The organism is Trinickia dabaoshanensis, from assembly GCF_002879885.1.
Lineage (GTDB): Bacteria > Pseudomonadota > Gammaproteobacteria > Burkholderiales > Burkholderiaceae > Trinickia > Trinickia dabaoshanensis.
In genome coordinates this window covers 115,388-138,717 of the sequence record NZ_PNYA01000015.1, presented here as the reverse complement: position 1 = coordinate 138,717, position 23,330 = coordinate 115,388, and the positions used below count along the sequence as shown (strand labels likewise).

17 protein-coding genes and 1 tRNA gene are annotated in these 23,330 nt (G+C 62.1%); 7 read left to right on the top strand and 11 right to left on the bottom strand.

What is annotated here, in order from left to right:
- Window positions 1-33: 33 nt before the first annotated feature.
- The 9 genes from C0Z18_RS17520 to C0Z18_RS17485 form a co-directional block, all read right to left on the bottom strand.
- Window positions 34-1,383 carry a lipopolysaccharide biosynthesis protein gene (locus tag C0Z18_RS17520; protein ID WP_102646685.1) on the bottom strand — a complete coding sequence of 450 codons (1,350 nt, stop codon included), beginning with the start codon at window positions 1,381-1,383 and terminating at the stop codon, window positions 34-36.
- A 65-nt stretch (window positions 1,384-1,448) separates the two neighbouring features.
- Window positions 1,449-2,459, bottom strand: a complete 1,011-nt coding sequence (locus tag C0Z18_RS17515; RefSeq protein ID WP_102646684.1) for a glycosyltransferase family 2 protein — start codon at window positions 2,457-2,459, stop codon at window positions 1,449-1,451.
- 208 nt (window positions 2,460-2,667) lie between these two features.
- Window positions 2,668-3,126 carry a response regulator gene (locus tag C0Z18_RS17510; protein WP_102646683.1) on the bottom strand — a complete coding sequence of 153 codons (459 nt, stop codon included), beginning with the start codon at window positions 3,124-3,126 and terminating at the stop codon, window positions 2,668-2,670.
- Window positions 3,127-3,219: 93 nt separating this feature from the next.
- Complete coding sequence (locus tag C0Z18_RS17505; protein WP_233217360.1) at window positions 3,220-4,278, bottom strand: ATP-grasp fold amidoligase family protein; 1,059 nt, start codon at window positions 4,276-4,278, stop codon at window positions 3,220-3,222.
- Window positions 4,279-4,321: 43 nt separating this feature from the next.
- Window positions 4,322-5,758, bottom strand: coding sequence for a hypothetical protein (locus tag C0Z18_RS17500; RefSeq protein WP_102646682.1), 1,437 nt, complete (start codon window positions 5,756-5,758; stop codon window positions 4,322-4,324).
- A gap of 27 nt (window positions 5,759-5,785) precedes the next feature.
- Window positions 5,786-6,913 (bottom strand): glycosyltransferase family 4 protein, encoded by a 1,128-nt coding sequence (locus tag C0Z18_RS17495; protein WP_102646681.1) that lies wholly within the window; start codon window positions 6,911-6,913, stop codon window positions 5,786-5,788.
- A gap of 57 nt (window positions 6,914-6,970) precedes the next feature.
- Window positions 6,971-9,226 carry a polysaccharide biosynthesis tyrosine autokinase gene (locus C0Z18_RS17490; protein ID WP_199189478.1) on the bottom strand — a complete coding sequence of 752 codons (2,256 nt, stop codon included), beginning with the start codon at window positions 9,224-9,226 and terminating at the stop codon, window positions 6,971-6,973.
- A 118-nt stretch (window positions 9,227-9,344) separates the two neighbouring features.
- Window positions 9,345-9,515: a hypothetical protein gene (locus C0Z18_RS32975; RefSeq protein ID WP_158244252.1), complete on the bottom strand. Its 171-nt coding sequence runs from the start codon at window positions 9,513-9,515 to the stop codon at window positions 9,345-9,347.
- An 87-nt stretch (window positions 9,516-9,602) separates the two neighbouring features.
- Complete coding sequence (locus C0Z18_RS17485) at window positions 9,603-11,138, bottom strand: mannose-1-phosphate guanylyltransferase/mannose-6-phosphate isomerase (RefSeq protein ID WP_233217359.1); 1,536 nt, start codon at window positions 11,136-11,138, stop codon at window positions 9,603-9,605.
- Between the two features lie 576 nt (window positions 11,139-11,714).
- On the opposite strand from C0Z18_RS17485, the gene C0Z18_RS17480 reads away from it, so the two are divergent.
- The 4 genes from C0Z18_RS17480 to C0Z18_RS17465 all read left to right on the top strand — a co-directional run bounded on the left by C0Z18_RS17480 (window position 11,715) and on the right by C0Z18_RS17465 (window position 16,687).
- Entirely contained in the window at window positions 11,715-12,626 is a 912-nt protein-coding gene (locus tag C0Z18_RS17480) for a helix-turn-helix domain-containing protein (protein WP_158244251.1), read from the top strand.
- Between the two features lie 165 nt (window positions 12,627-12,791).
- A complete protein-coding gene (locus C0Z18_RS17475; RefSeq protein WP_102646677.1) occupies window positions 12,792-14,174 on the top strand; it encodes an undecaprenyl-phosphate glucose phosphotransferase in 1,383 nt (460 codons plus the stop codon).
- Between the two features lie 18 nt (window positions 14,175-14,192).
- Window positions 14,193-15,368 carry a polysaccharide biosynthesis/export family protein gene (locus C0Z18_RS17470; RefSeq protein ID WP_102646676.1) on the top strand — a complete coding sequence of 392 codons (1,176 nt, stop codon included), beginning with the start codon at window positions 14,193-14,195 and terminating at the stop codon, window positions 15,366-15,368.
- Window positions 15,369-15,385: 17 nt separating this feature from the next.
- Window positions 15,386-16,687, top strand: a complete 1,302-nt coding sequence (locus C0Z18_RS17465) for an O-antigen ligase family protein (RefSeq protein WP_102646675.1) — start codon at window positions 15,386-15,388, stop codon at window positions 16,685-16,687.
- A 116-nt stretch (window positions 16,688-16,803) separates the two neighbouring features.
- On the opposite strand, the gene C0Z18_RS17460 is transcribed toward C0Z18_RS17465, so the two are convergent.
- On the bottom strand, window positions 16,804-18,378 hold the full coding sequence (locus C0Z18_RS17460; RefSeq protein ID WP_102646674.1) for a hypothetical protein: 1,575 nt from the start codon (window positions 18,376-18,378) through the stop codon (window positions 16,804-16,806).
- Window positions 18,379-19,114: 736 nt separating this feature from the next.
- Here C0Z18_RS17460 and C0Z18_RS33780 point away from each other — a divergent pair.
- The 3 genes from C0Z18_RS33780 to C0Z18_RS17445 all read left to right on the top strand — a co-directional run bounded on the left by C0Z18_RS33780 (window position 19,115) and on the right by C0Z18_RS17445 (window position 21,592).
- Complete coding sequence (locus tag C0Z18_RS33780) at window positions 19,115-19,648, top strand: acyltransferase (RefSeq protein WP_269845318.1); 534 nt, start codon at window positions 19,115-19,117, stop codon at window positions 19,646-19,648.
- A gap of 53 nt (window positions 19,649-19,701) precedes the next feature.
- Window positions 19,702-21,459 carry a ShlB/FhaC/HecB family hemolysin secretion/activation protein gene (locus tag C0Z18_RS17450; protein ID WP_102646672.1) on the top strand — a complete coding sequence of 586 codons (1,758 nt, stop codon included), beginning with the start codon at window positions 19,702-19,704 and terminating at the stop codon, window positions 21,457-21,459.
- Window positions 21,460-21,505: 46 nt separating this feature from the next.
- Window positions 21,506-21,592, top strand: a tRNA-Leu gene (locus tag C0Z18_RS17445).
- Between the two features lie 226 nt (window positions 21,593-21,818).
- Here the strand turns inward: C0Z18_RS17445 and C0Z18_RS17440 are convergent.
- A complete protein-coding gene (locus C0Z18_RS17440; protein ID WP_233217358.1) occupies window positions 21,819-22,967 on the bottom strand; it encodes an ADP-ribosylglycohydrolase family protein in 1,149 nt (382 codons plus the stop codon).
- Between the last annotated feature and the right edge of the window lie 363 nt (window positions 22,968-23,330).

The window sequence follows — 23,330 nt, the reverse complement described above, 5'->3', positions numbered from 1 at the left end:
ACACGATCGCGCTTGCGCCGGCCCCGCGATGCGCTAGGTCGAATCGTTTTGCTCGACGAGTTGGGTCATGCCGCGGACGCGATCGTCGCGCCCCCTATCCGCTGACGCTTGACGCTTCGGCTCGTCGCCGGGCGTGGCTCGACCGAAAATGGCGCCGAGCAAGCCCGTGCGCCATGCGAACACGAGCAACGTCAGCGACAGCGTCCCTTCGCCGATTACACGCGCGAGCGCCATCCCGACCGCTCCGAAATGCGGCGCGAGCAACAGCGCGGACGTCAGATTGGCCGACGCCGACATGAGTCCCGCGACCGCCATGAGCCGATCCTTCTTGCGTGGCAACAGGACGTAAAAGGCGACGAACTGGTTGAATGCCGAGAACGGGAACATCCATGCGAAGCATTGCAGTACATGGGCGCTCGGTTTGAACGCGGCGCCGAGAATCAGCGGCAGCACGTAAGGGGACAGCACGAGCGCACCGCCCAATGCGAGAAAGCCGTATCCGAGCAACAAGGTGGCGCCGCGCCTGGTCGTCACGCGTGCGCCGTGGTGATCGTTTTGCGCGATCTGCCTCGATATCGTGGGGATGAACACCTGCGAGGCAGGCCCCATGAGACTCAGGCCGATCGTGGCGAACCGCTCCGCCGCGCCGTAATAACCGACTTGCGTGGGGGTGGAGAGCAGCGTGAGCAAGTAGGTCGACGCGGACGTCAGTACGACGGAACCCGTCGAGTACAGAAACAACATGGTCGAATCGCGCATGAGCGCCGCAATGCCGCGCAGCCGCAGCCGGGGCCAACCGAGATCCTTGATGGTCAACAGGTAAGCAATCGCCATCGTACTGACGCCGGCCACGAACAAGCTTGCGAGCACCATCGTCGAATCGGACGGCCCATGAACGAGCAGCAGCACGAGCACGAGGCTCAAGACGAAGCCCACGACTTCGAGCATGATCGGCGTTCGAAAGTGCTGCCGCCCTTGAAACAGCCAACTGACGTTGCATCCGTTGATCACGCCGAGCAACGTCGCGAAGATGCCGATCAGCGGCCGCTCCGACAGCACGGGCGAGCAGAACGTCGCCACGAGGCCGATCAGGACACCGAGGGCGCCCATCGACATCCGGGCACTCGTATGCAGCGAAAAGATATGGTTGTGCTCGTGCTTCTCATGCACCCGCGACGCGTCGCGCATGCCCACAAACGTGAAGCCGAAGCTTACGAGCATCCATATGACGTTCATCAACGACATGGCCGCGAGCACGCGGCCGTACTCGGTCACGCCGAGCACACGCCCATAGAACGGGATGACCACCAGGAGGTACAAGTACCTCATGATGTAGCCGGCGTACACGAAAACGAGTACGCGGGTGTTCTCTTTCTTGTCCATAGCAATATGTCATAGGCCGCCGCCCTTGAAGCGACGCGAACGCCCGGCTCGCCGGCCCACGCAACTCAGTGGGCCGCGCTGCCTCGGCGCGCTAGCGGATTGGAGATGAAGCGCACCACGTAATCCGAGAGCGGTGCGTACGGAATGAGGCACAGGCACGATAGGCCGATGGTGGCGAGTTTTTTCGCCAGGCCCCAAAACGGATTGGCCACGATCGAGTGGAGGTAGTCGCGCGATTCGAACGCGAACCAACGCCACCGCTCGATCAACGGCGCGCCGTACACCTCGCTGCAAAAAATGGCCTTCTCGTGCGAAAAATCATGAAATGCTTCAGGCAGATCGATGCGCAGCCGCTCGCGCGCGACGAATCGCAGCGCGCCCCAGCGGGCCATGTACGCTTTCGGGGCCTTCGTGTTCTTCTCGGAATTGGCGAACGACACGTCCTTCGGTGCCGATTTGTGGACCCGGTACGCCCCTAGCGCGTGAGAGATCGAGGCGACCTGACCCACGAGTGCCACACCGTAAATCGCAAAAAAATCGGCGCCGTAGCGGCCCTCCGACGTTTCGGGAATCGGAAAAAAACGCCGCAACGCACTCGTTTTGTAGGCATTGCCCGACGCGGGCGGCGACGGATAAAGCCAGCCTTGACGCAACAACGAGCCGCAGTCGGCCGGTGCGTCCGAATGCGGGACCGTCACGCCCGTGGCCGCGCCGTCCCGGGAGATGACGTCGAGCCGGAATTGCACCTTCGCATAGTCGGCGCTATCGAAACGGCGCATGACCTCGGTCACCGCCGCCGGATAAAGCAAATCGTCGGCATCGAGCAGGATCACGTACTCGGTGTCGATCTCGTCCAAGGCACGGTTGTATGCGGAGACCTGGCCGGCGTTCGGCTTCAGCACGGCACGGATGCGCGAGCCGTAACTGGCGATGATCTCGCGCGAGCGGTCGGTCGAACCGTCGTCCACCACCAGCACGCGCGTCGCAGGGTAGTCCTGGGCCAAGGCGGAATCGATGGCGTCGGCAAGGAACTGCTCGTAGTTATAGTTGCAGATCGCGATCGTGACGGACTTCATCGGCACGCAACTCCTTTAGACATCGTTCACTGAAAATTATTCGATGATCGGCAGCGTGGCTCGCTCGCCGCACTGCCTCCTCCCTCGCCAAGCGAATGGTTCGGCGATCCCGTTGTGTTGCATTGCAGAATAAGCGACACAAATATGCCTAGCCAAAAGCGGGCTAAAAACCCCGAGGTCTTGACCGATTAGGCGGGTCGCGGGCTCCCTATCGCGCAACCGACGGCAACGTGACGACGCCGCACCAAAATTGGCGGATCGCCCGCACCACGTACCCGTATTGTTGAAAGTCCACGGGCTTGGTGACGTAGCAGTTGGCGTAACCTTCATAGGTGCCGATCACGTCTTCCTCCGCGGTCGACGTCGTCAAGATCACCACCGGAATACATCGAAGCGACGGGTCGCCTTTGATTTCGGTGAGTACTTCACGACCGTTCTTGCGCGGCAAGTTCAGATCGAGAATGATGAGGCCCGGTAGCGCTCTGTCGCTGTACGCACCCTCGCGATGCAGATAGGCCAGCGCTTCGACGCCGTCCTCGACCACGTGCAGCGGATTGAGTACGTTGTGATACTCGAGCGCTTCGCGCGTCAGCATGACATCGGTGGGGCTATCCTCGACGAGCAAAATGTCGACCATCTCGCCGTTAGAACCGATCTCGGCAACCATGGCAGTCTCCTTCGCAAGCATGTCCCATACCGAATGCGCATGCCTTTGCTTCGGATACTAGCAGACGACCCCGGTTTCTCAAGCCGCAAATCTTTACAAGCAGCCTGCGCGCCGCATTCGCTCGAAACCCTCGATCGATTCCTTCAACAGACGCGCCCAAAAATATTCATGACTTTCGGGCACGAACGGCATGCGTCCCGCACCCGGCGTGAACGTCAACTCGCCGAAATAGACCTGGTCGCCCGTCGAATAAAGGTCCACGCGAACGTAGGCAAAATCTTCCGCCAAACGCGTGGCGATACGTTCGATGTCGGTCCAATTCGAAGGCCGCGGCACGGGAGCGTCGCTCGGCTGATAGCGTCCGAACCGCACCGGCATCCGGTGCCAGTGCTCGTCGTAGATGTCGCCGCGCGCGTCGCCGAAGCGGTCCGCGATGATCATCGTGTGGATGAGCGGCCCTTGCGGCCGCCCGCCGAAAACGTGCACCTTCAGATCGGCCGGAATCTTGCCGGCCTCGTCAACCAGGAGCTGTTCGAAGAAAAGCCTGGGCTTGATGAAACGATAGTGGCGCTCGCGCAGGACGCGGTAATAGTCGGTCGCGAGCCACCGCTGCGCGAGTGCATTCAAAGCCTCGAACGACGTCTTCGACTTGTCCCGCACGACCTCGACGAACGAGCATCCATGGTTCGCCTTCATCACGAACGCGTTCGGCAACGCGTCGAAGACCTCGCGCGTAAACGTCTCCGGCACCGCGATCAGCGGAATCAAATGCGCGTCGCCGATCTTTTGCCTCACGTATTCGCGTACCGCGAGCTTGTCGGTGAGTTCGACCCACCGCGTATCCGGATGCAGACAGCGGAGCAAGATCGACTCGCTGTACGTTTTCGGCGCGTGCAGATTGGCCCACCGCCCCATCTGCCGCCGATGCTGGATCTGAACGACCGCGTAATCGGGCAAGAAGTATTTGGCCGTGCGAGCCAGCGCCCGCACCGCGCCACGGAGCACCGGGGCACGCGAGGTTTTCGGCGCCGCATGCAGCGACTGTGAAACCGACACGCCGGGCGCCGATACCGGCGCACCGCTCGAATGGGAACACGCCACCGCCCTCCCCCCGCCGGCACGCAAGCGCTGTGCTACTTCGACTTCCTTCACGTCGGATCTCCTGGATTTATAGTTGAGCGGCCGCTCCTTCCAATCATGCGGCCGCGCGCGGCGAAACCACGAGATACGCTAGGTGCGCGCGCTTCGCCCCGTCTCCTCCATTGCCGGCGTCCGGCATCCGAAAATCGATCGACATCGCCGAGCCGTCCGACCGAGCCGAAATCGCACTCGCGTCCGCGGCCTCGCCGGTCAACGCATCCACCATCGTCACGCCGAGCGTGCCCGCTTGCACGCCCGGCAGCCCGCTAATGCGCACCGTGCCCGGCCCCGATGCACGCACCTGGAGCACGAGATCGGAGCCGGAGCGCAACGCGAGCCCCGAAGCGCCTTGCCCGAATTGGACACGGCCGTCGAACGGAGCAAGCGCGCCTCCCACCACCTTGTTCAGCACCACGAGCGACGTTCCCGAGACGTTGTAGGTGCGCGGGTTGCCCCGGTGCGTCAGGCGATACGGCTCGAATCCGTCCCAGTGGTACACCATCGAGACATACTTGTTGGGGTCGTCCCAACCGTGGCCGAGCGCCCATACCGCGAACTTGAAAAAATACGTCGGCAGGTAATGCGGATCGCGCATATAGCGATCGCCGATTTCCGTTTGCCAGATGCCGCGCGCGGGCCCGTTCGCGACGTACCGCTCGTAGAGCGGCGTGAGCGCATCCACGCCGAGGTAATGCGTGTCGAGATAGTCGACCCAATCGAGCATGCGCGCCTTGACCACGGGGCTGCGATACTCGAGCCATTGCATATACGTCTCCAAGCCGCCCTGATCGGGCCATCCGCCGTAGACGACAAAACCGCCATACTTGCGCACGATTCTCGCCGCGGGCACATGCACGAGCTCGACGTAATCTTGCATCGCGCGGTCGTACGGCTTCGCTTGCTCGGCTCGCGCGCTGAAATTCTTGCCGTGCCAGAACGTCGCCTGCGCGGCGCCGCCCGACAAAGGACCGGCCGCCTCGTTCCATATCTGGAAATAGCGGACGTTGTACGGCGGCGCGCTATAGGTGCGTACGACCGCTTCGACATAGCGCGTCCATACGGTTTCGTCCTTCGGGGCCGAGCGCGTGTCCCCCGGGATGCTCGCATTCCACTTCGGGGTATAGCCCAGCAGCAAGAGCGAGCCGATTCCATTGCGCCTGTTTTGCACGATGACGGGCGGCAGATCGTGATCGAACGCCGCGCCCGTTTTATCGACCTCGACCGCGTCGTCCGGCGAGTTTCGCTGGCCCGGGCCGACCGAATCGCGGCCCCAGCTAAGCCCCATGGCTTTCCACATGGCAACGTCGGCCGCCGTCATCGGCCAGCCGTTGGCGCCGATCAACTGCGCCATCCTGCGTTCGCCCGTGGCTGAACCGGCCATCCGGCGGGCGGCGTGCGCCAACGCGGGGGCGGCACTCGATGTCGCCCCCGTGGCGGCGAGCGCCGCCAGCAGCGCTCTGCGGCGGCGGGAAAATCCAAACAGCTCAGTCATGCAAATCGCTCTTCGCTCATCGGGAAGCTATGCGGCCGATCGAACGGCAACCGCCGGCTCGGCTTCATAGGTCTCCCCTCTCAGAATCTTGATCAGCTCGCTCGCGGCGCGATCCCAACCGTGGGCATGCGCATGCAGCAAGCCGGCCTGCTTGTAGCTCGCGCGCAACGTATCGTCGGTCAGCATCCGCTCGATCTTTTGCGCGATGTCCTCCACGGACTCGCCGTCGCAATACATCGCCGCGTCGCCGCACGCCTCGGCCAGCGCCGGGTGGCGCGACACGATCGCCGGGCATCCGCAATACATCGCTTCGAGCGGCGGCAAGCCGAACCCTTCGTACAACGACGGAAACGCGAGACAGGCAGCGTGTTCGTACAGGGCCTTGAGCTCGCCGTCGGAGACATATCCCGCCCGCACGATCTGCGCATTCGCGCCGTCCGCGGGCGCGGCCGAATCGGACGCCCCAGACTGCGCGAAGACGCGCGAGTTGGCGCCGCCCACGACGACGAATGTCACGTCGCGCAAATGGCCGAGCCGGCCGAGCGCGGCGAGCACGCGCGCCAGGTTCTTGCGCGGATCGAGACTCCCCACAATCACGCAATACTTCACGCCCGCGAGCCCCAAGCGCTCGACGATCGCCGGCTGCGCCGCGATGCGCTCGAAATGATCCGTGCCGGGCCGCACGACGCGCACGCGCGATTCGTCCACGCCCAGGAGCGTACAAATGCGCTCTTTCGAAAAATTGGAAACCGTCAACAAAATCGGGGCGTAGCGCACGAGCATCGAAAACTTCACGCGATACCAAGTCCGAAACAGCCGCGAGAAGGTGTGAGGCGTGTCGTAGACGGCCATGTCGTGAACCATCACCACATGGCGCCGCTTGAAAACCGGCCCGCTATTGCACAAGCTCAGCAACAACTCGCCGCGCGTGGCGATCGGCAACGCGATCTGCTCCCACAGATCGCCCGTGAGCCACGGCACGGGCCGCAGGCGCTCGATCGGCGAGGCCGAAGCGATCGCATTGTTCGGAACGGCTACCTCGATCTCGTCCATGACCGCTTGCTTCGATCGGACCGCACGCATCAATTCGAAAGCCACACGCTGAACGCCCGTCAGGCGTTGCGCGGTGAACTTGCCGTTGACCACGAGACGCATAGTTCTCCTAATTGAATTGGCCGCGGCAGCAAGCGCGCGCACGCGCGCTTGCAACGCTCATGCTTGGGCGTCGAACACCGGCTCGGTGTCGTCGCCCGACCCGTAGTAGCCGTAATAGCGGTGGCTGCGGGTAGGCGGAATCGCGTTGAATACCGCGCCCGTCACGCGCGCCTCCGAGCGCTCGAGCTTCCTCACCGTTTCGGCGATCTCCTCCTCGCTTTGCATGCCCGAGCGCAGCACGAGCACGGTGGCCCCGGCGTCGCCCGCGATGATCGCGGCGTCGGTCACGACGAGGAACGGCGGCGTATCGACGATCACGAGGTCGTACTCTTGCGAGAACTGCTGCAAGATCGCGCGGAAGTTCTGACGCATGAGCAGCGCGGCCGGATTCGTGATGCGGCTGCCGCACGACATCAACGTCAAGCCCTCGACGCTCGTGCGGCGCAGCGCCTGGTGGGGCTGCATGGCGCCCTTGAGCACCTCGGAGAGCCCGCCTCGATTCGGTTGGCCGAAGAAGTACGCAAGATGGCCGTTGCGCATGTCGGCATCGATCAGAAGCACGCGCGAACCCACCTCCGCGTGCAACACCGCCATGTTCGCGGCGACGAAGCTCTTACCGGCGGAAGGCGTCGGCCCGGCCATCATCACGATGTTGTTCGGCGCGTGCGCGAGATCGAGCGAGAGCGCGGTACGCACGCTGCGCAGCGCTTCGATCGTCGGATCGTCGGGATACCGGTCGGCCAAGACCTTGGACACGCCGGCGCCCGGCGCGGCCGCGCGCGCATCGGCGCTCGCGTGCTGCGGCAGGCGCGCCGGGGCTCCCGGCGTGCTGCGCGACGCCAACGAGCGGCGCTGGAGCGCACCGATCTCCTGATCCAAGCGCAATTGCTGCTGGCTGTAGAACACCTCGCCCATCAGCGGCACACCCAAACGCGCTTCGACGAACAGCGGATCGGTCACCCCCGTCATCACATGGCGGCGCACGAACACCGACATCGTGCCGAGCAACAGACCGAGCACGGCGCCGCCGGGCAGAATCAGCAGCGGTTCGGGCTTGACGGGTTTGAACGGCACTTCGGCTTCGTCGACGATGTGGGCGCCGCCGGTCGTGCTGGCGCGACGCACCGAGAGCTCCTCGGCCTTTTGCGTCATGCCGAGATAGACCGCTTCGGCCACCTTCGCGTTACGCGCCAGGTCGGCGTTTTTGCGCTCGGATGCGGGCATGGCCGTAAAGCGCGCGTTGAACTGATCCTTTTGCGCCTGCAACTGGCTCAATTGCTGGTCGATGTTGCGCACCCAACGGCTATCGGGCGTGTACTTGTCGAGCAACTGCGTGCGCTGGATCTGCAGGTCCGCGATGCGCCGGTCGAAGTCGATGCCCCCTTGCAGGTAGGCTTGCGCCTCCGTGGTCGGCTGCATCGATTGAGCGCTGGTCTGAAACGAAGCCTGTGCCCGCTCGGCTTGCTCGAGGTCCGCATGCAGGCGCGGCAACTCCTTGTTGATGAACGCGAGGGTGGCCGTGTCGTTGCGCTGACGCGCGGCGACGGCCGTCGCCATGTACTGCTGCGAAATCGCGTTCGCGATCTCGGCCGCCATACCCGGGTGCGAATCCGTATAGGCGATCTGCACGAGGCCCGTGTCCTTGACCTTATCGCTGACTTTCAGATCTTTGCTGAAGCGCTTGATCGCATCGAGCATCGCCCAATGTTTGACGCCGAACTGCGTGCCCGGCCGCGCGACGAGCTGCGTAACGAGCATCGACACGCCGTTGCTCGAACGCGCGAGCTCGCCCACCTTGCCGGTCAAGATCGCACCGCCCGGCCCGCTCAGTTCGTAGCGGCCGCCTTCGAGCGTCGTCAACGTGAGATCGCGCTCTTCGAGCGAATGCGGCACGTCGAGCTGGCCGATGTGGACTTGCTCGCCGCCCCATGCATAGGAGCGCATGCCGAACCACGCCGCCGACGGTTGCCCGGGCGTGGCGAAGCGGTTAGCCAAGCTGCCGATCACGGGCAGCGTCTTCGGGGTGATCGTGACGTCGAACCGATACTTTCGGATGATCGGCTCGAGCACCGAGCGGCTTTGCATGACGGCCATCTCCGCCGACGGCGACGGTGCCGGCGGCGTATAAGGCTGCCCCTGCTGCCCGTTCAGCGTCGATAGCCCGAGCGCATTCGGTTCCGTTTGGTCCACGCGCACGAGCACATCGGCCTCGTACACGGGCGTCGCGAGAAACACGTAGGCGAGCGCCAGTGCGGTCACGAATAAAGCGACGCCCAACACCTCGACGATGTGGTCGCGCAAGAGTCTCAACATATCGCGTGCCGACATCTGGCTGCGTTCGCCGCTTGTTTGCACGTAAAGAGAATTCAAAGCCAAATCATTCACTGGCGTCGTCCTCGAAAATGAATGCGTTGTCAGGATCGCGTCCGCCTTATTGCGCCTTTTGTTGCGTGCCGCCTTGCTGGTTCCGCACGGCATCCTCCAGCATCTCGAGCACGAGCTTCAGATCGGACACGAGGATCGCGCAGGACTTCAGGCCCAGCACTTCCGCCGTCGTGATCGAATTTCGGACATGCTCCAACGCAGCGTCGTAAACGTTCATGGATCGAGTTCTAAAACGGTTGCCACGTATGCTCCGCCGGCAAACGCGCCGCGGCCGCTCGCAAGACTTCGCTCGCGGCCGCGCCGTTCAGTTCGCGCGTCCGTAGACGTCCTCGAAACGGACGATGTCGTCCTCGCCGAGATAAGCGCCCGATTGAACTTCGATGAGTTCGAGGGGTACCTTCCCCGGGTTCTCGAGCCGATGCTTGACGCCGAGCGGGATATACGTCGATTCATTTTCACCGAGCAAGAACTGCTCTTCGCCGCGCGTGACGAGTGCCGTGCCGCGTACGACGATCCAATGCTCGGCGCGATGGTGGTGAAGCTGCAGCGAGAGTTGCGCGCCCGCTTCCACCACGATGTGCTTGACCTGGAAGCGCTCGCCCTTGTCGATCGAGTCGTAGCAACCCCACGGGCGCTGCACTTTGCGGTGGGCATCGACTTCCGGCCCTTGCTGGTCGGCGATACGCCCAACGATGCGTTTCACGTCCTGCACGCGCGAGCGATCGACGACGAGCACCGCATCGGCCGTTTCCACGACCACGAGATCGGACACCCCCACGCACGTCACGAGCCGGCTCTCGGCGCGCACGTAGCAAGAGTTCGCGTCTTCCATCAACACGCGGCCCGATGCGACGTTGCCGCTCTCGTCCTTGCCGAGCGCATCCCACACCGAATCCCAAGAGCCCAAATCGGACCATTCGGCATCGAGCGGCACGACGACGCCCTCGACTTCGCCCCCGCGCGCGAGGTTTTCCATCACGGCGTAGTCGATGGAATCGGACGGCACTTGCTCGAACAATTGTTCGTGCGGTTTGTAGCCGCCGGAGCTGTCTTGGCCGGCCTCATAGGCGGCCGAGCAAGCGGAATACGTCTCGGGTTGCATTTCCTGCAAGGTCGAGAGCCAAACGCTCGCACGTACCACGAAGATGCCGCTGTTCCAGAAATACTTGCCGGAGGCCAAGTAAGAACGCGCCACTTCGATCGGAGGTTTCTCGACGAAACGCGCAATCTTGCGCGCCGTGCCGTCCACTTCGTCGCCCGGCTCGATATAGCCGTAGCCGGTCTCGGGGCGCGTCGGCCGAATACCGAGCGTCACGATCGCCCCGCGCTCGGCGTGGCGCGATGCCACCGCCACGGCGCGTTGGAACGCGGCGACATCCGCGATCATGTGGTCGGCCGGCATGACGACGAGCACGGCGTCGCCGCCGTCCTCCAGCGCATGCAGCGCCGCCAGCGACAGCGCCGGCGCCGTGTTGCGTCCGCTCGGCTCGATGATGAAGCGCGCGCGAATGCCCAGCTGCTCCAACTGCTGAGCGCTGACGGCACGATGTTCGGCGCCGCACACGATGATCGGCGACTCGTCGATCGCGAGCTCGACATCGGCGAGCCGCTGCAGCCGCCGGACCGTCATCTGCAGCAACGATCCCGCCCCGAGCACATCGACCAGCTGCTTCGGGAAATGCTTGCGCGAGAGCGGCCAAAGCCGCGTACCTGAGCCGCCCGCGAGCACGACGGCCCGGGTTCGCAGCGCCGTTTGCGCGGCAAGCGTATGCGGTGCGCGCAACTGCGGCGCCACACCGTTCATCCGCGGCCTCTCCCTCGTTTCAACAGGAGTACTCATCAGCTTGTTCTCCTAGTGGGTCCATAAGCATGAACGTACGGCAACGGCGCGCAAAAAAAGACCCGCGACACCGCTTGGGTTCATGTTGCTGTGAAGCATAGCCAGACATGAAGATGCGCAATCCCGATGGTCGCAAAAGCCCGATGTGTTGACCGATTTAGTCGAGTTACGACAAACATTCCGAATGCCCGAACGCTTAAGATCGGTAAATGGCAGATCGATGCAATTATGCGAATCGACAATCTTTCCGATTAATACGCCAACTTTTTACCGAACTCCGCCGCACAAGGCCTCCAGGCCGGTTTCCGGTGCCCAGAAGGAGGTGCATGAAAAAAATTCGAGTTTGTAAAAATTTATAACAAAAATATAAAAAATACTACGGCGCATATATTTTCGAGAGACGACCACTGGCGCCAAATACACGTCGATTTCGGCCAGCTTTTTCTACAAAAATCGACGTGGCATCATGATGATTACGATGATGCACCGCAACACCCTATGTGTGTTCACCATGCGGAGGAAAGCTTCGTGGATCGCGCCACTGTACTTACTTCACCGCACGTCATGCGGCGAGAAATGACCTCGCTGGCAGACGCGCGCCATATCGGGATCCTCATCTTCGACGGTCACTGCCTGTTTACGACGGGCGTGATCAGCGAGGTCTTTCAATTGGCCAACGCACTGATGCGCTTCTCCAGCGATCAGCCGCCGTACCGAGTGTCGTTGCTGTCCAAACTCGGCGGGCCCGTCACGAGTTCGTCGTCGATCGCCGTGATGACCCAGCGGCTCGATGCGTATTCGGTCGGCGACTTTCATGCGTTATACGTCGCGAGCAACGACGTGCGTGTGACATCGGGCTTCGACGTCCAGCTTGCGCGCTGGCTATCGGGCTCGAATACGCCGGCCCATGCCGCCGCGACACGCCACACGTCCGCGTTCGGCGTGGATATCGGCGTCCATGTGCGTCCTAGCGTGCCCGTCTTCTGGATCGGTTCCGGTTCGATGCCGGCGTGGGCGCTCAACCAAAAAGCCGCGCAGATGGCCTTGACGCAAATTGCGTCCGACCACGGCGAAGACATGTCGCTACGGATCGCGAGCAGCCTGCCGCCTTCGGTCGGCGAAGTCGTCAAGACGCGCAGCGAGACGCCGAGCTTGAACACCACCGTCGACAAAATTCACGAATCGACGCGTTGGATGCGGGAAAACTTCGGCAGCGACATTTCCGTGTCCGATGCGGCGGCCGTCGCCGCCATGAGCGTGCGCAACTACTTGCGGCGCTTCAAAAGCGAGTTCGGCGTCACGCCGCTCGAGTATTTGATGCAGCTTCGCTTCGAGGCGATCTGCGCGATGCTGGTGGGCACCAAGCTGCCCGTCGACAAAATCGCAAGACGCTGCGGCATGGGTAACGGCGACCGCCTGGGGCGGCTGTTCCGAAAACGCTATGGCGTGTCGCCCACCATTTACCGCAAGCATGCGCTGAGTCAGTAGCGCGGCTTGTTCGCCGGAGGAACCGGCGTATGGACCACTCGCGGACGCGGCATCGCAACTTCGCACACGCATCGTCGAACCGATGGGTGTGTCGAGCACGCTTGCGTCGCGACGCGCCGATCGCCGCAGGGCGATCACCGACGATCACAGGTTGGGAGTGAACAAATGCGTGGACTGCAAGACCTATGGGCGCGGGTATTCGATGTCGGCATGATCGTGCTGGGCGCCCTGATCGCATCGCAGTTGCGATTCGAAGACGTGGCCGACGGACGCTTGTATTGGGCCTTCGTCGCCTTTTCGGCCGCTTTGTCGCTGCTCGTGTTTCCGACGTTCGGCGTGTACGAGTCGTGGCGCGGCCGTTCGAAACGGGCGCTGATCCGGCAGGTCGCCTTCGCCTGGGCGCTCGTCCAAGTGGGCGACATGGCGCTGATGTTCTCGCTGCACATGGTCAATCTCGTCTCGCGCCTATGGTTCGGGTATTGGACCCTGCTCACGGGTGTCGCCATCATCGGCGGCCGGCTGTGGATGCATGCCGTGCTCGCCCGGATGCGCACGGCCGGCATGAACTTGCACCAAGTGGCGATCGCCGGCTGCGGCAGCCATTGCGACGACATCATCCGCAAAATCGAAATCGCACCCACGACCGGCTTCCGGGCCACGGCCATCTATAACGTCAATCCCGGCGCCGCGCCGCTCGCCCACCCGGAATTGCCGGTGTTCGACGACCATAAAGCGTTCGCTTCGTTCGTGCGCGAACAGGATCTTGACGAGGTATGGCTTGCGCTGCCGCTGACGGAGGAAGCCGCCATCCTCAAGCTCGTCAACGAATTCCGTAACGACCTCGTCAATATCCGCTTCATGCCCGACGTGCGCACGCTCTCCTTGTTCGAGGGCAGCGTGACGAACCTATTAGGACTGCCGACGATCAATCTGGTCGCGTCTCCCGTCCCCCCGGCCGCGCTGATCAAGAAAGACCTGTTCGACCGACTGTTCGCCGCCGCGGCGCTGCTGGCGCTCGCGCCGGTGATGATCGCCATTGCGATCGCCGTGAAACTGAGCTCGCCGGGTCCCGTCTTCTTCAAACAACGCCGCAAAGGCGTGGACGGGCGTGTGTTCACGATTTACAAATTCCGTTCGATGCGCGTGCATGTCCCGAAGGCCGGCGTGCTCGAACAGGCCAAGCGAGGCGATCCACGCGTCACGCGCGTGGGCGCATTCCTTCGCCGCACCAGCCTAGATGAGCTTCCTCAGTTCATCAACGTGCTGCGCGGCGAGATGTCGGTCGTCGGGCCGCGTCCACATGCGATCGAGCACGACAACCTTTATCAGCCGATCGTTCAGGGCTACATCCATCGCTACCGCATCAAACCGGGCATCACGGGCTGGGCGCAAGTGAACGGCTTTCGGGGTGAAACGGAGCGTGTGGAGAAGATGGAGCAGCGCGTCGCCCACGATCTTTATTACCTGCGCAACTGGTCGTTCCGGCTCGATATGCGGATCATCCTCGCGACGATCTTCAAGGGCCTGCGCCACACGAACGCTTATTGATGCATGGAGTGCCAAACAATGAAAACGACACTACAACAGCTTGCCCAGACCGCTAACACGACGCGTGCACGCGCCGCGAAGAGCCGCACGGTGGTACTTGCCGTGCTCTCGACGCTGCTCGGCGCATGCTCCGTGGTTCCGGGCCAGCATATGGAGACACCGGCGTCCCTGCCCGTTTCGACGACGTCGGACGGCGCCGTCCGCGAGGCCGAGCAGATTCCCATCGTGCCGATCGATCTGAATCTGATCAAGCAATTGAACGCTGGCGACGGCCAGATGCAGGTAGCCAACCAGCTCGATCTGTTCGCGAAGCCCGGCCCCTATAAGCTCGGTCCCGGCGACGTGCTGCAAGTCACCGTCTGGGATCACCCCGAACTCGCGGCGGCGCTCGGTCAGCAGGTTCAAAACAACAAGCCCGGCGACCCTGGCCAAGGCTTCGTCATCGACGACCAAGGCAATCTCAGCTTCCCGTATCTGTCGCACCCGATCCATGCGGCGGGCAAGACGATCGGAGAAGTGCAGCGCCAAGTGCGCGCCGATTTGAGCAAGGAATTCCGCGAACCTCAGGTGACGGTGCGGGTGGCATCGTACCGTTCGGCGCAAGTGTATGTGGACGGCGAAGTGCGCACGCCGGGCGGCGAGGCGATCAACGACATTCCGATGACGCTCACGGAAGCCATCAACCGTGCCGGCGGCTTCACGGGCAATGCCGATCGCTCCCATCTGACGCTCACGCGCAACGGCACGTCGTACCCGATCAATCTCTCGTTGATGTCGGTCAACGGCAAGAATCCGCAGGACATCTTGCTCCAGCCGGGCGATATGCTGCGCGTGACCTCGCGCGATCAAAATCAAGCGTACGTGATGGGCGAAGTGAACAAGCCGACCGCCGCGACGCCCACCACCGACGGGCTGCTCACGCTCAGCGATGCGCTCAGCCAAGCCGGGTTCATCAACCAGGGCACGGCCAATCCGCGCCAGCTCTACGTGATCCGCCAGGAAAACGGCAAGCCGCTCGTGTACCACTTGGACTCGGCCTCGCCCGTGTCCATGTTGCTGGCCAACCAATTCGACCTGCAACCGAAGGATGTGGTCTACGTCGACAACGGCCCGCTCGTCCGCTTCAACCGCGTCCTGAGCTTGCTGTTGCCTGCGATCAACGCCGGTTTGACGGCGGCAATCGTCACCAAGTAAGTCGAGGGCGAACGCGAGTGGCCTACGTTTCCCTGATCGCGCTGATTTTCAGCGTCACCAATTTCGTTCCGATCAGTGCGATCGGGTTCGTGCCCATCGCGGTGTGCGGGTGGCGGTTCTTCGGACGCCGCTATCCCGCCTTCATGACGCCGCTGGTGATCTTCGGCGCGTTCGCCATTTTTTCGACGCTCTATTACAACCCCGAATCGTTCCTCGAGTTCGATTTCTACCGGCACGACGGCAACTTCTTCGTCTCTTACATGCCGATCCTCGCCGGGTGCGTCTACGTGCACCGCTGGGACCTGAACAAGGTGCTGCGGCGCTTTTACACCTTCGCCGTGCTCATCAACGCGCCCTATTACCTTTGGTATGTCGCGCAAAACGGCCTGCTGACGATCTTCCGCCATCCGTCCGACACGTTCGGCAGCTATTTCATCGCGCGCAACGCCGCGGGCGGCTTCCTCGCGATCTTGCTGTGCTTGGGGCTGTCCTGCTATTCGATGAAGCGCAGCCGCTCGATGCTTGCGCTGATGGGTATGAATGCGTTGATGCTGTTTTCCACCTACAGCCGCGGGTCCATGTTCGGGATTCTCGTGCTGTTGCCCTACGTCGTGTTCGGTCGCAAGCGTTGGATGTTCGCGACGATGGTCGGTGGCCTGATCGCCGCGTCGCTTACGATCGCCGCTCTTCACACGCACGGCTCGACCGACTACATGGGCTATCAGTTCAGCATCGAAAACGCCGACGAAAAAGTGGCCAACCTCGATATCCGGTACGAGTGGCTTTGGCCGCGTGCCCTCGCCTACTTCCGTCAAAGCCCGCTCATCGGGATGGGTTTCGGGTCGTTCGACGACACCATCGGGCTCGTCGTCAATTACTTCGGCGCGTTCGGGCGAGCCGTCGGCATCACGGCCGCCCACAGCGATTCGCACGCGCACAACTCGTATCTGAACTTGCTGGCCGAACTGGGCGTCGTCGGCTTGTCGCTGATGCTCGCCTTCTATTGGCGCCTCGTTGATTGGTGCCAGCGCGGCGCGTGGGCGGCGGCGCGCGAGAACGGCCGCAATTTCATTGCCTACCGGTTCGTCGAGCTCGCCTCGGTGTGCCTGCTTGCGATGTCGGCGACCGAGCACCGGTTGACGACCCCGTCCAACATGCTGCCGATCGCGCTCGTCATCTCGTTGTTGCTTGCCTCTCGCGTACGCGTGACCTATCCCGCCTTCGCCCACCGGGCCGTGCCCACCGCACCGCCGCGTGCGCCGATTCCGAGGCGCGGGCCACGGATCGCCGCGAGCCCCGCGCCGAACACCGGCCGTTAGCTGGGCCGAAAGCCGCCGCAGCAAGCAAAAAGGCTCGAAGCCGCCGCGCGATGAATGCGCGCCTTGGCTTCGAGCCTTTTTTTCGTTCGCCGATGTCGGCGGGTTAGCTCAACCCATCAATTGTCCGGGTTGCTCTTCGCGAACGACTGGAACGAACCGTACGTCGGTTGAATCGGCGTCAGGTCGTCGAGCACGATGCCGTAGGTATAGTCGCCGCTCGTCAGTTCGTAGTACATCACCGACTGAATCCCCTGCGTCTTGCGCGCCGCGTAGAACTCGCCCAATTGTTGCGTGACGTAGGTCGATCGGAAGGTTTCGTTTTGCTCGGGGCTCGCGTTCCATTCCGTGATCATGAACGGCACGCCGTAGCGGGCCTTGCAATACGACGGCAGGTTGAAGCCGGGGCCCGCGCCGTCCGTGCCGACATTGAAGATGTCGCCGTACGGTTGATAGTTGTGCCAAGTCGTGATGTCCCACCGCACCGTGGGATGACCGCCCGAGCCGTCCGGTTGGAATCCGTCCCAGAGCATGTCCGACGCGGCGATATCGGCCACGCAGAAATTCACGCCCACCTTGGCTCCCGGCTGAACCGACTTGATGCCGTCGATCATGCCGCGAATGGAGCCACGCATGATCGGCCAATTCGCGTTGTTGAAGTCGGCGTTGCTCGTGCCGGCCGTCGCCGAATTGAGGATGATCGCCGGATCGCGCGTGAGTTCGTTGCCGCATTCGTACATCGTCACGCCGTACGGCGCCAGCGCCGTTGCGATCGCCGCCGCGCCCGTGTAGGAAGCGCTATAGGCGGCCGACTCGCTGGTGAACAGCGTACCGGTGGAGTCGCGCAGGCCGTAGTCGAGCAGCGAGAACAGCGTCATGTTCGCGGTTTGGAACGCCTTGGCCAACGCCACGACACGGCTCAATTGCGTCGACGTGTTGATGCAGCCCACGCGATACGTCGTGCAGCCCAGCGCTTGCAGCGCCGTCACGACCTGCGTCGGTGTGAACGGGTAATCGTAGTGACCGTTGATGCCATAGAACGAGCCGGCCGTCGCGGCCAGGTTGATGCGCGGGTCGCGGCACGGCTTCCACGTATTCATCCACGTCTTCACGTAGAACTGCCCGCCCGTGCCTTCTTGGTAAATCATGCCGCCATACCAGAGCAACATGCTCACGTTGTACGAGTACGGATCCTTCACGCCGTTCTTGTAGATGTAGCCGTTCGACAGCGTGTATTGGTTGTTCTGCTTATCGATGATGTACGACGCGGGCGGAATGGCCGTGCCGTCGGCCGACGTGCCGCCCAGGCGCGGATCGAGGCACGCGATCCAGGTCGTGCCCGTGTACTGATAGAACGCCTTGCTCGTGTTTTCCTGATAAACCGAACCGCCGTACCACAGCAGCATGATCACGTTGTACGAATTCGGATCCTTGACGCCGTTCTTGTAGATGTAGCCGTTCGAGAGTGTCCAAACGTTTGCGCCGTTGTCCACGATAGAGGTGGCGGAAGGCACGGTAGTCCCGTCGGGCGAAGCCGTCGACGTCCCCGTCGTACTCGCGTTGGCGACCGCGGTGGTACCGCCGGCCGCGTTCGTTGCACTTCCGGTGCTTGCGCCGCCACCGCCGCCGCATGCGACCAGAACGTAGCTGCTTGCCGCCGCCGTCAGGCAGCCGAGGAATTGACGTCGTTTCATCTTACTGGGTCTCTCTACAGCGTCGAGTTCGGACTCGAGCCGAACGGGTGGTAATGGGCCAGCGGCTTTGCGAACCCGAATCCGGTACGCCGGACCGACCCGCGAACAACTGACAAACAGTTAGGATTCCTAACTAAATTCGAAACCTTCAAGCCGCAACCGGCGCATCACTTCTCGCAAGACCCGCTACGTTTGCCCCGTCTCGATGCCCCGTGCGGCGGCGGGCGATGTCGGCGGCAACTTGTTGACACGCAGTATCGGCGAATGCGCATACCGGCGAAATCAGCGCAGTCGGAACATTGCGTAGGTCGTGCGCGAAATATGTAGGATTCTTCCGACAGATGGGCCGTAAAAACGTCCGCGCTGTCAATCTTGCCGAAGTGTGTATTTTCGTATCATTTTGTTACCACTTGGCGACACGTTATTACCGATACCACATAGGGGAATGCCCTAGTTTTCGAACATTGTTTGTAGGATTTTCGGAAATAAATGCCGCCCGCGGAAATTTTTAAACACCCTATTTTTAAATTTTAATTCGACCCTTTAAATGTAGGAAATAAACCCGCCGCAGAGGACGCCACCCGCGTAGGCAAAGGCGTGGCCGAACGTACCGGTTGCGCCCGAAGCCCGGATTTGCGACAAAAAACCCGCTCAATACGCCACGTAAGGGACTGAACCGCCGGGCTGCGTTAGGCTTGCGCATTGGAGCGCGATGCGCTGGCATGCAAGCAGGACGATGAAGCTACTCACGGCATTCAAACGACACTTGTTCATGAGCCTCGGCAATGCGATGCCGACGTACGGCCCGTTCAACCGGATGCGCCCCGCTCTCTATCGCAGGGCGGGGATTACGATCGGCGAGAACGTGACGATCATCGGGCCGTTGAGCGTCGAACTCAGTCTGAACGAAGAGACGCTGCGCGGTATTTCGATCGGAGACCGTGCTTATTTGAACGCCGACACTCGCCTTGCTTGCCGCAATAGCAAGATCTCGATCGGCGCGGACGTGCAAATCGGGCCGCGCGTATCGTTCGAAACGGCGACGCACGACGTCGTGTTCGCGCCGAACGTCGGCCGCGGACTCGACCACCATGAGATCCGCGTGGAAGACAAGGTCTGGATAGGTGCGGGCGCCACCATTTTGCCGGGTGTGACGATACACGAAGCAGCCGTGGTAGCCGCGGGCGCCGTGGTGACGAAAAACGTACCGGCTTACACGTTAGTGGGCGGCGTGCCCGCACGTAAGATCAAAGACATAGTGCGCGCGTAACGATCGTCATGCGCGGGACGGGGACTCGATAAATCGATGCAGCTCACGCACGCATGAAGCGCATATTCGGCGGCAGACTCAAATGGACCGCGGCAGCGCTGGCCGTGGTGAGCGCCACGGCCGCGGCGCAAGCCTATCGGGATGTCGCACCTACCCCGCCGCCGGCGCCGAGCCGGCCGAGCGGCCCGCCTCGCCCCCCCTCGCCGGAAAGCGGCTCGCAACAAGTCGCCGTCGCACTATTGCGCGGGCTCGTCTTCGTCAAGGACGACGGCCGCGCCGCCGTGCGGTCGCAGAGCTTGCCGGAGGGACAGCAAGTCGCCGAGGTCAATCTGCCCGAACTCGACGACGCGTTTCTCGCCGGCTTTGCCGACGACATCGGTCGTCCTTTGACTTTCGCGGGCCTGGCCGAAATACGCCGCGCCGTCATCGAACGGTTTCGAAGCGCAGGCTTGCCGCTCGTGGATGTTTATGTTCCCGAGCAGGATATCAGCGACGGGGTCGTGCGCATCGCGGTGACCGAATTTCATCTCGGCGAGGTCAGCGCACGCGGCAATCGCTGGTTCTCGCAGGCGCAACTCATCCGCGAGATGCCCTTGCGCACCGGCGCGCCGGTCCACGAGTCGGATATCGAGGCCGGGCTCGCGCTGTTGAATGCGAACCCGTATCGGCGGGTGGATGTCGTGTATGCGCCCGGGCAGGCGCCGAATTCGACCGATGTGATCTTGCAGACGCAGGATCGCTTTCCGCTGCGCGTCACGGCGGGGTACGACGACGCCGGCGTGGCTCAGTTGGGACGCGATCGCTTTTTCGCCGGGATCGACTACGGCAACCTGTTCGGTCTCGACCAAGAGATCTCGTACCAATACACGGCCAGCAACGATTTATTCGGCGGCAATCCGCCGATCGAGGGGCGGCCCAATCGTCCCCGCATGGAAGCGCATTCGTTCAACTACTCCGCGCCGCTGCCGTGGCTCGATCGTGTCGAGCTGTTCGGCGTCTATGCGCGCAGCACGCCGCGTTTGCCGGACAGCTTCAATCAAGCGGGGATTTCGGCGCAGTTCAGCTTCCGTTATGACCGGCACTTGCCGTTCGTCGACGGGTGGCAACAACAGGTGCAGTTCGGCTATGACTTCAAGCGGTCCAACAACGACTTGGAGTTCGGCGGCGCGCAGATCTTCGATGCGAACACGCACGTCCATCAGTTTCTCGTGACCTACGACGCCAATAAAAGCGATGCGCTCGGCCAGACGCACGCGAACCTGGCGCTCGTCTCGAGCCCTGGGCATCTCGACGGCAGCAACGCCGACAGCGAATTCGAAATCTCTCGCCATGGTGCGACCGCGCGTTATACCTATTTACAGCTATTGGCCGAGCGCAGCCTGACGGTCGGGGCCGGCTTCACGGTTTCGGCTCGCGGGCGCTTCCAGTGGACGCCCAATACCCTGCTGCCGAGCGAGGAGATGGGCTTGGGCGGTGACGACACCGTGCGCGGGTATGAGCCTTACAGCGTCCAGGGCGATCGTGGATGGAACCTGCAGACGGAGTTGCGTGCGCCCGCGTTTGCGTTTTTCGGCGACGACGGCCCGGCTTTTCAACCGTTCGCGTTCGTCGATGCGGGGCATGTATGGAACAAGGCCGATCAGCCGAGCGAGGTGCGGGCGGGCATGTTGTCGAGTGTGGGGCTTGGGGTGCGTTTTCAGTGGTCGCGCTTCGTCAATGCACGGGTGACGTATGGGCAACCGCTGCGCGCCGTGGTGCCTGGCGCGTCGAAAGCGCCGATCGCGCAGGTATTCGTGGTCATCGGTAGTTGACAGCCGCGCCGAACTGGCTACAATAGCGCCTTCGCTTTCGCAGCGAGCCCAGGTGGCGGAATTGGTAGACGCACTAGGTTCAGGTCCTAGCGGTGGCAACATCGTGGAGGTTCGAGTCCTCTCCTGGGCACCAAGTATTTTAAAAAGGTCAGCTTTAGCTGGCCTTTTTTCATTATTACGCCCAGGAAGTAAGGTGCCTGCGCACCTTACGTGGGGACTCGAAAGGCTGCGCTTGCAAGCGCAGCCGGGGTCGCGCTCGCGTGACCGAGTCCTCTCCTGGGCACCATATTTAAAAGGTCGGCTTTAGCCGGCCTTTTTTCATCATTGCGCCCAGGCCCTTCAGAGGCAATCCACCTCAGTTAGAATCCCGGATATTTCTCCCAGACCTGTCGCACTAAATGATGATTGGGCGAATTGTCGCTCATGTCCCATTCGCGATATCGACACAGATCCCCCGCAAGCTCGGCAATAACGGAGCGAAGCTCCAGAGCGTCAAGCCAATGTGACGGAATCGCGGTCACACCAAGCATCGTTCCGAGCAGGTTACCGGTAATCGAACCGGTCGAATCGCTGTCACCATCGTGATTCACAGCCAGGATGATGCCATCGCGGAAATCTTTTGCTACCAACGCGCAATAGACCGAAATAGCGAGCGCTTCCTCTGCGACCCAGCCCTGACCGAGTTCGGCAATGGCAACCTCCCGTGGCAACGCTGACGTCGCGAGGCGCTCGGCTGCTTCTATCGCGTGGAGTGTTTCTTCATGCTGAGCCTTCCCGACCAGAATCCGCTTCGCGATATCCAATGCCACTTGCAGATTCCGGCCTTGAACGAGTGCGTGAACCATAGCTGCCAGACATCCCCCCGTGAGCGAGCCTGTGGGATGACCATGCGTTAGCGCTGCAAGCTCAACGCCGAGATCGAAAACCTCCATCTCCGACATGTTCTGAGCGCCAAACAGTCCTACGGGCGCCACCCTCATTACGCCGCCGCATCCCTTACTGCTGTTTGTCGCAGGCTTGCCCAGTGATTGAGTTTCCTGCAACGCGGAAAGACATGTGTTTCCCGGTGCACGCCGATGATGAAGTTCAGGCTGCCGGAAGAGCCAACCCATCTCATCGGTTTCGATCATTACTCTATTGGTGGGCTTGAGTCCCTGTGTGAGCAACCAGCGAAGATAGGCATGTGACGTGACGCCGGAATATGTCGAAACGCCTTTCAGGCAGCCGCGGACCCATGCCCGCAACAGACCTTCGGCCGTGAAAAGCGTCATCTGAGTGTCGTCCGTGATAGCGCCGATGCGACCGTACGCCGAGGCGTATTCTGTAATCCCGCCGGGACCGAAGCGGCGCACGATCTCATCTCTCGGCATGAACTCCACTGGCGCACCGAGTGCATCGCCTACCGCACCACCAAGAAGGCAACCTTCGAAACGCTCACCTGCCGGTATGTCGAACACGCGGGACCGCACTGCCTGCGCATGTGACTTATGTGTTTCGTGTCCTGTCACGTTAGCCCTCCCCGTTCTCCGGATATCCGTCGGCATCTTTCCCTTTCGAATGGGCGCCCGGAGTGCCGGGATTGACGCGAAGCGACATGTCTCACGCTGCTTTCATGACATTCTCCGAGCGTAGACTCTACCAGGTCTCGGCCGCTCCCATTCCGAGCGTTAAAAACGCCGGCGTCGAGCGGCGCCTCCATGCGCATTGCGAAAGCGGAGTGGTATGAAGCAATGAACACACTCGTCACCTCGACCAGCCCTGCCGCGAGCGCGGCAAGCATTCGCGCATTGTGTTTCCCTCTTTAGTTATCGATGTCTTCCAATTGCACGCCATTCACGTAACGCCCGAGACCAAGCTTCTTCATCAACGCC

Coding starts and splice junctions, on each gene's coding strand:
- C0Z18_RS17510 (WP_102646683.1), bottom strand. CDS start 3,126: ATGGTTGCCGAGATCGGTTCTAACGGCGAGATGGTCGACATTTTGCTC.
- C0Z18_RS17495 (WP_102646681.1), bottom strand. CDS start 6,913: ATGCGTCTCGTGGTCAACGGCAAGTTCACCGCGCAACGCCTGACGGGC.
- C0Z18_RS17485 (WP_233217359.1), bottom strand. CDS start 11,138: ATGAGTACTCCTGTTGAAACGAGGGAGAGGCCGCGGATGAACGGTGTG.
- C0Z18_RS33780 (WP_269845318.1), top strand. CDS start 19,115: ATGAAGCTACTCACGGCATTCAAACGACACTTGTTCATGAGCCTCGGC.
- C0Z18_RS17490 (WP_199189478.1), bottom strand. CDS start 9,226: ATGTTGAGACTCTTGCGCGACCACATCGTCGAGGTGTTGGGCGTCGCT.
- C0Z18_RS17450 (WP_102646672.1), top strand. CDS start 19,702: ATGAAGCGCATATTCGGCGGCAGACTCAAATGGACCGCGGCAGCGCTG.
- C0Z18_RS17520 (WP_102646685.1), bottom strand. CDS start 1,383: ATGGACAAGAAAGAGAACACCCGCGTACTCGTTTTCGTGTACGCCGGC.
- C0Z18_RS17515 (WP_102646684.1), bottom strand. CDS start 2,459: ATGAAGTCCGTCACGATCGCGATCTGCAACTATAACTACGAGCAGTTC.
- C0Z18_RS17460 (WP_102646674.1), bottom strand. CDS start 18,378: ATGAAACGACGTCAATTCCTCGGCTGCCTGACGGCGGCGGCAAGCAGC.
- C0Z18_RS17480 (WP_158244251.1), top strand. CDS start 11,715: ATGACCTCGCTGGCAGACGCGCGCCATATCGGGATCCTCATCTTCGAC.
- C0Z18_RS17475 (WP_102646677.1), top strand. CDS start 12,792: ATGCGTGGACTGCAAGACCTATGGGCGCGGGTATTCGATGTCGGCATG.
- C0Z18_RS32975 (WP_158244252.1), bottom strand. CDS start 9,515: ATGAACGTTTACGACGCTGCGTTGGAGCATGTCCGAAATTCGATCACG.
- C0Z18_RS17500 (WP_102646682.1), bottom strand. CDS start 5,758: ATGACTGAGCTGTTTGGATTTTCCCGCCGCCGCAGAGCGCTGCTGGCG.
- C0Z18_RS17470 (WP_102646676.1), top strand. CDS start 14,193: ATGAAAACGACACTACAACAGCTTGCCCAGACCGCTAACACGACGCGT.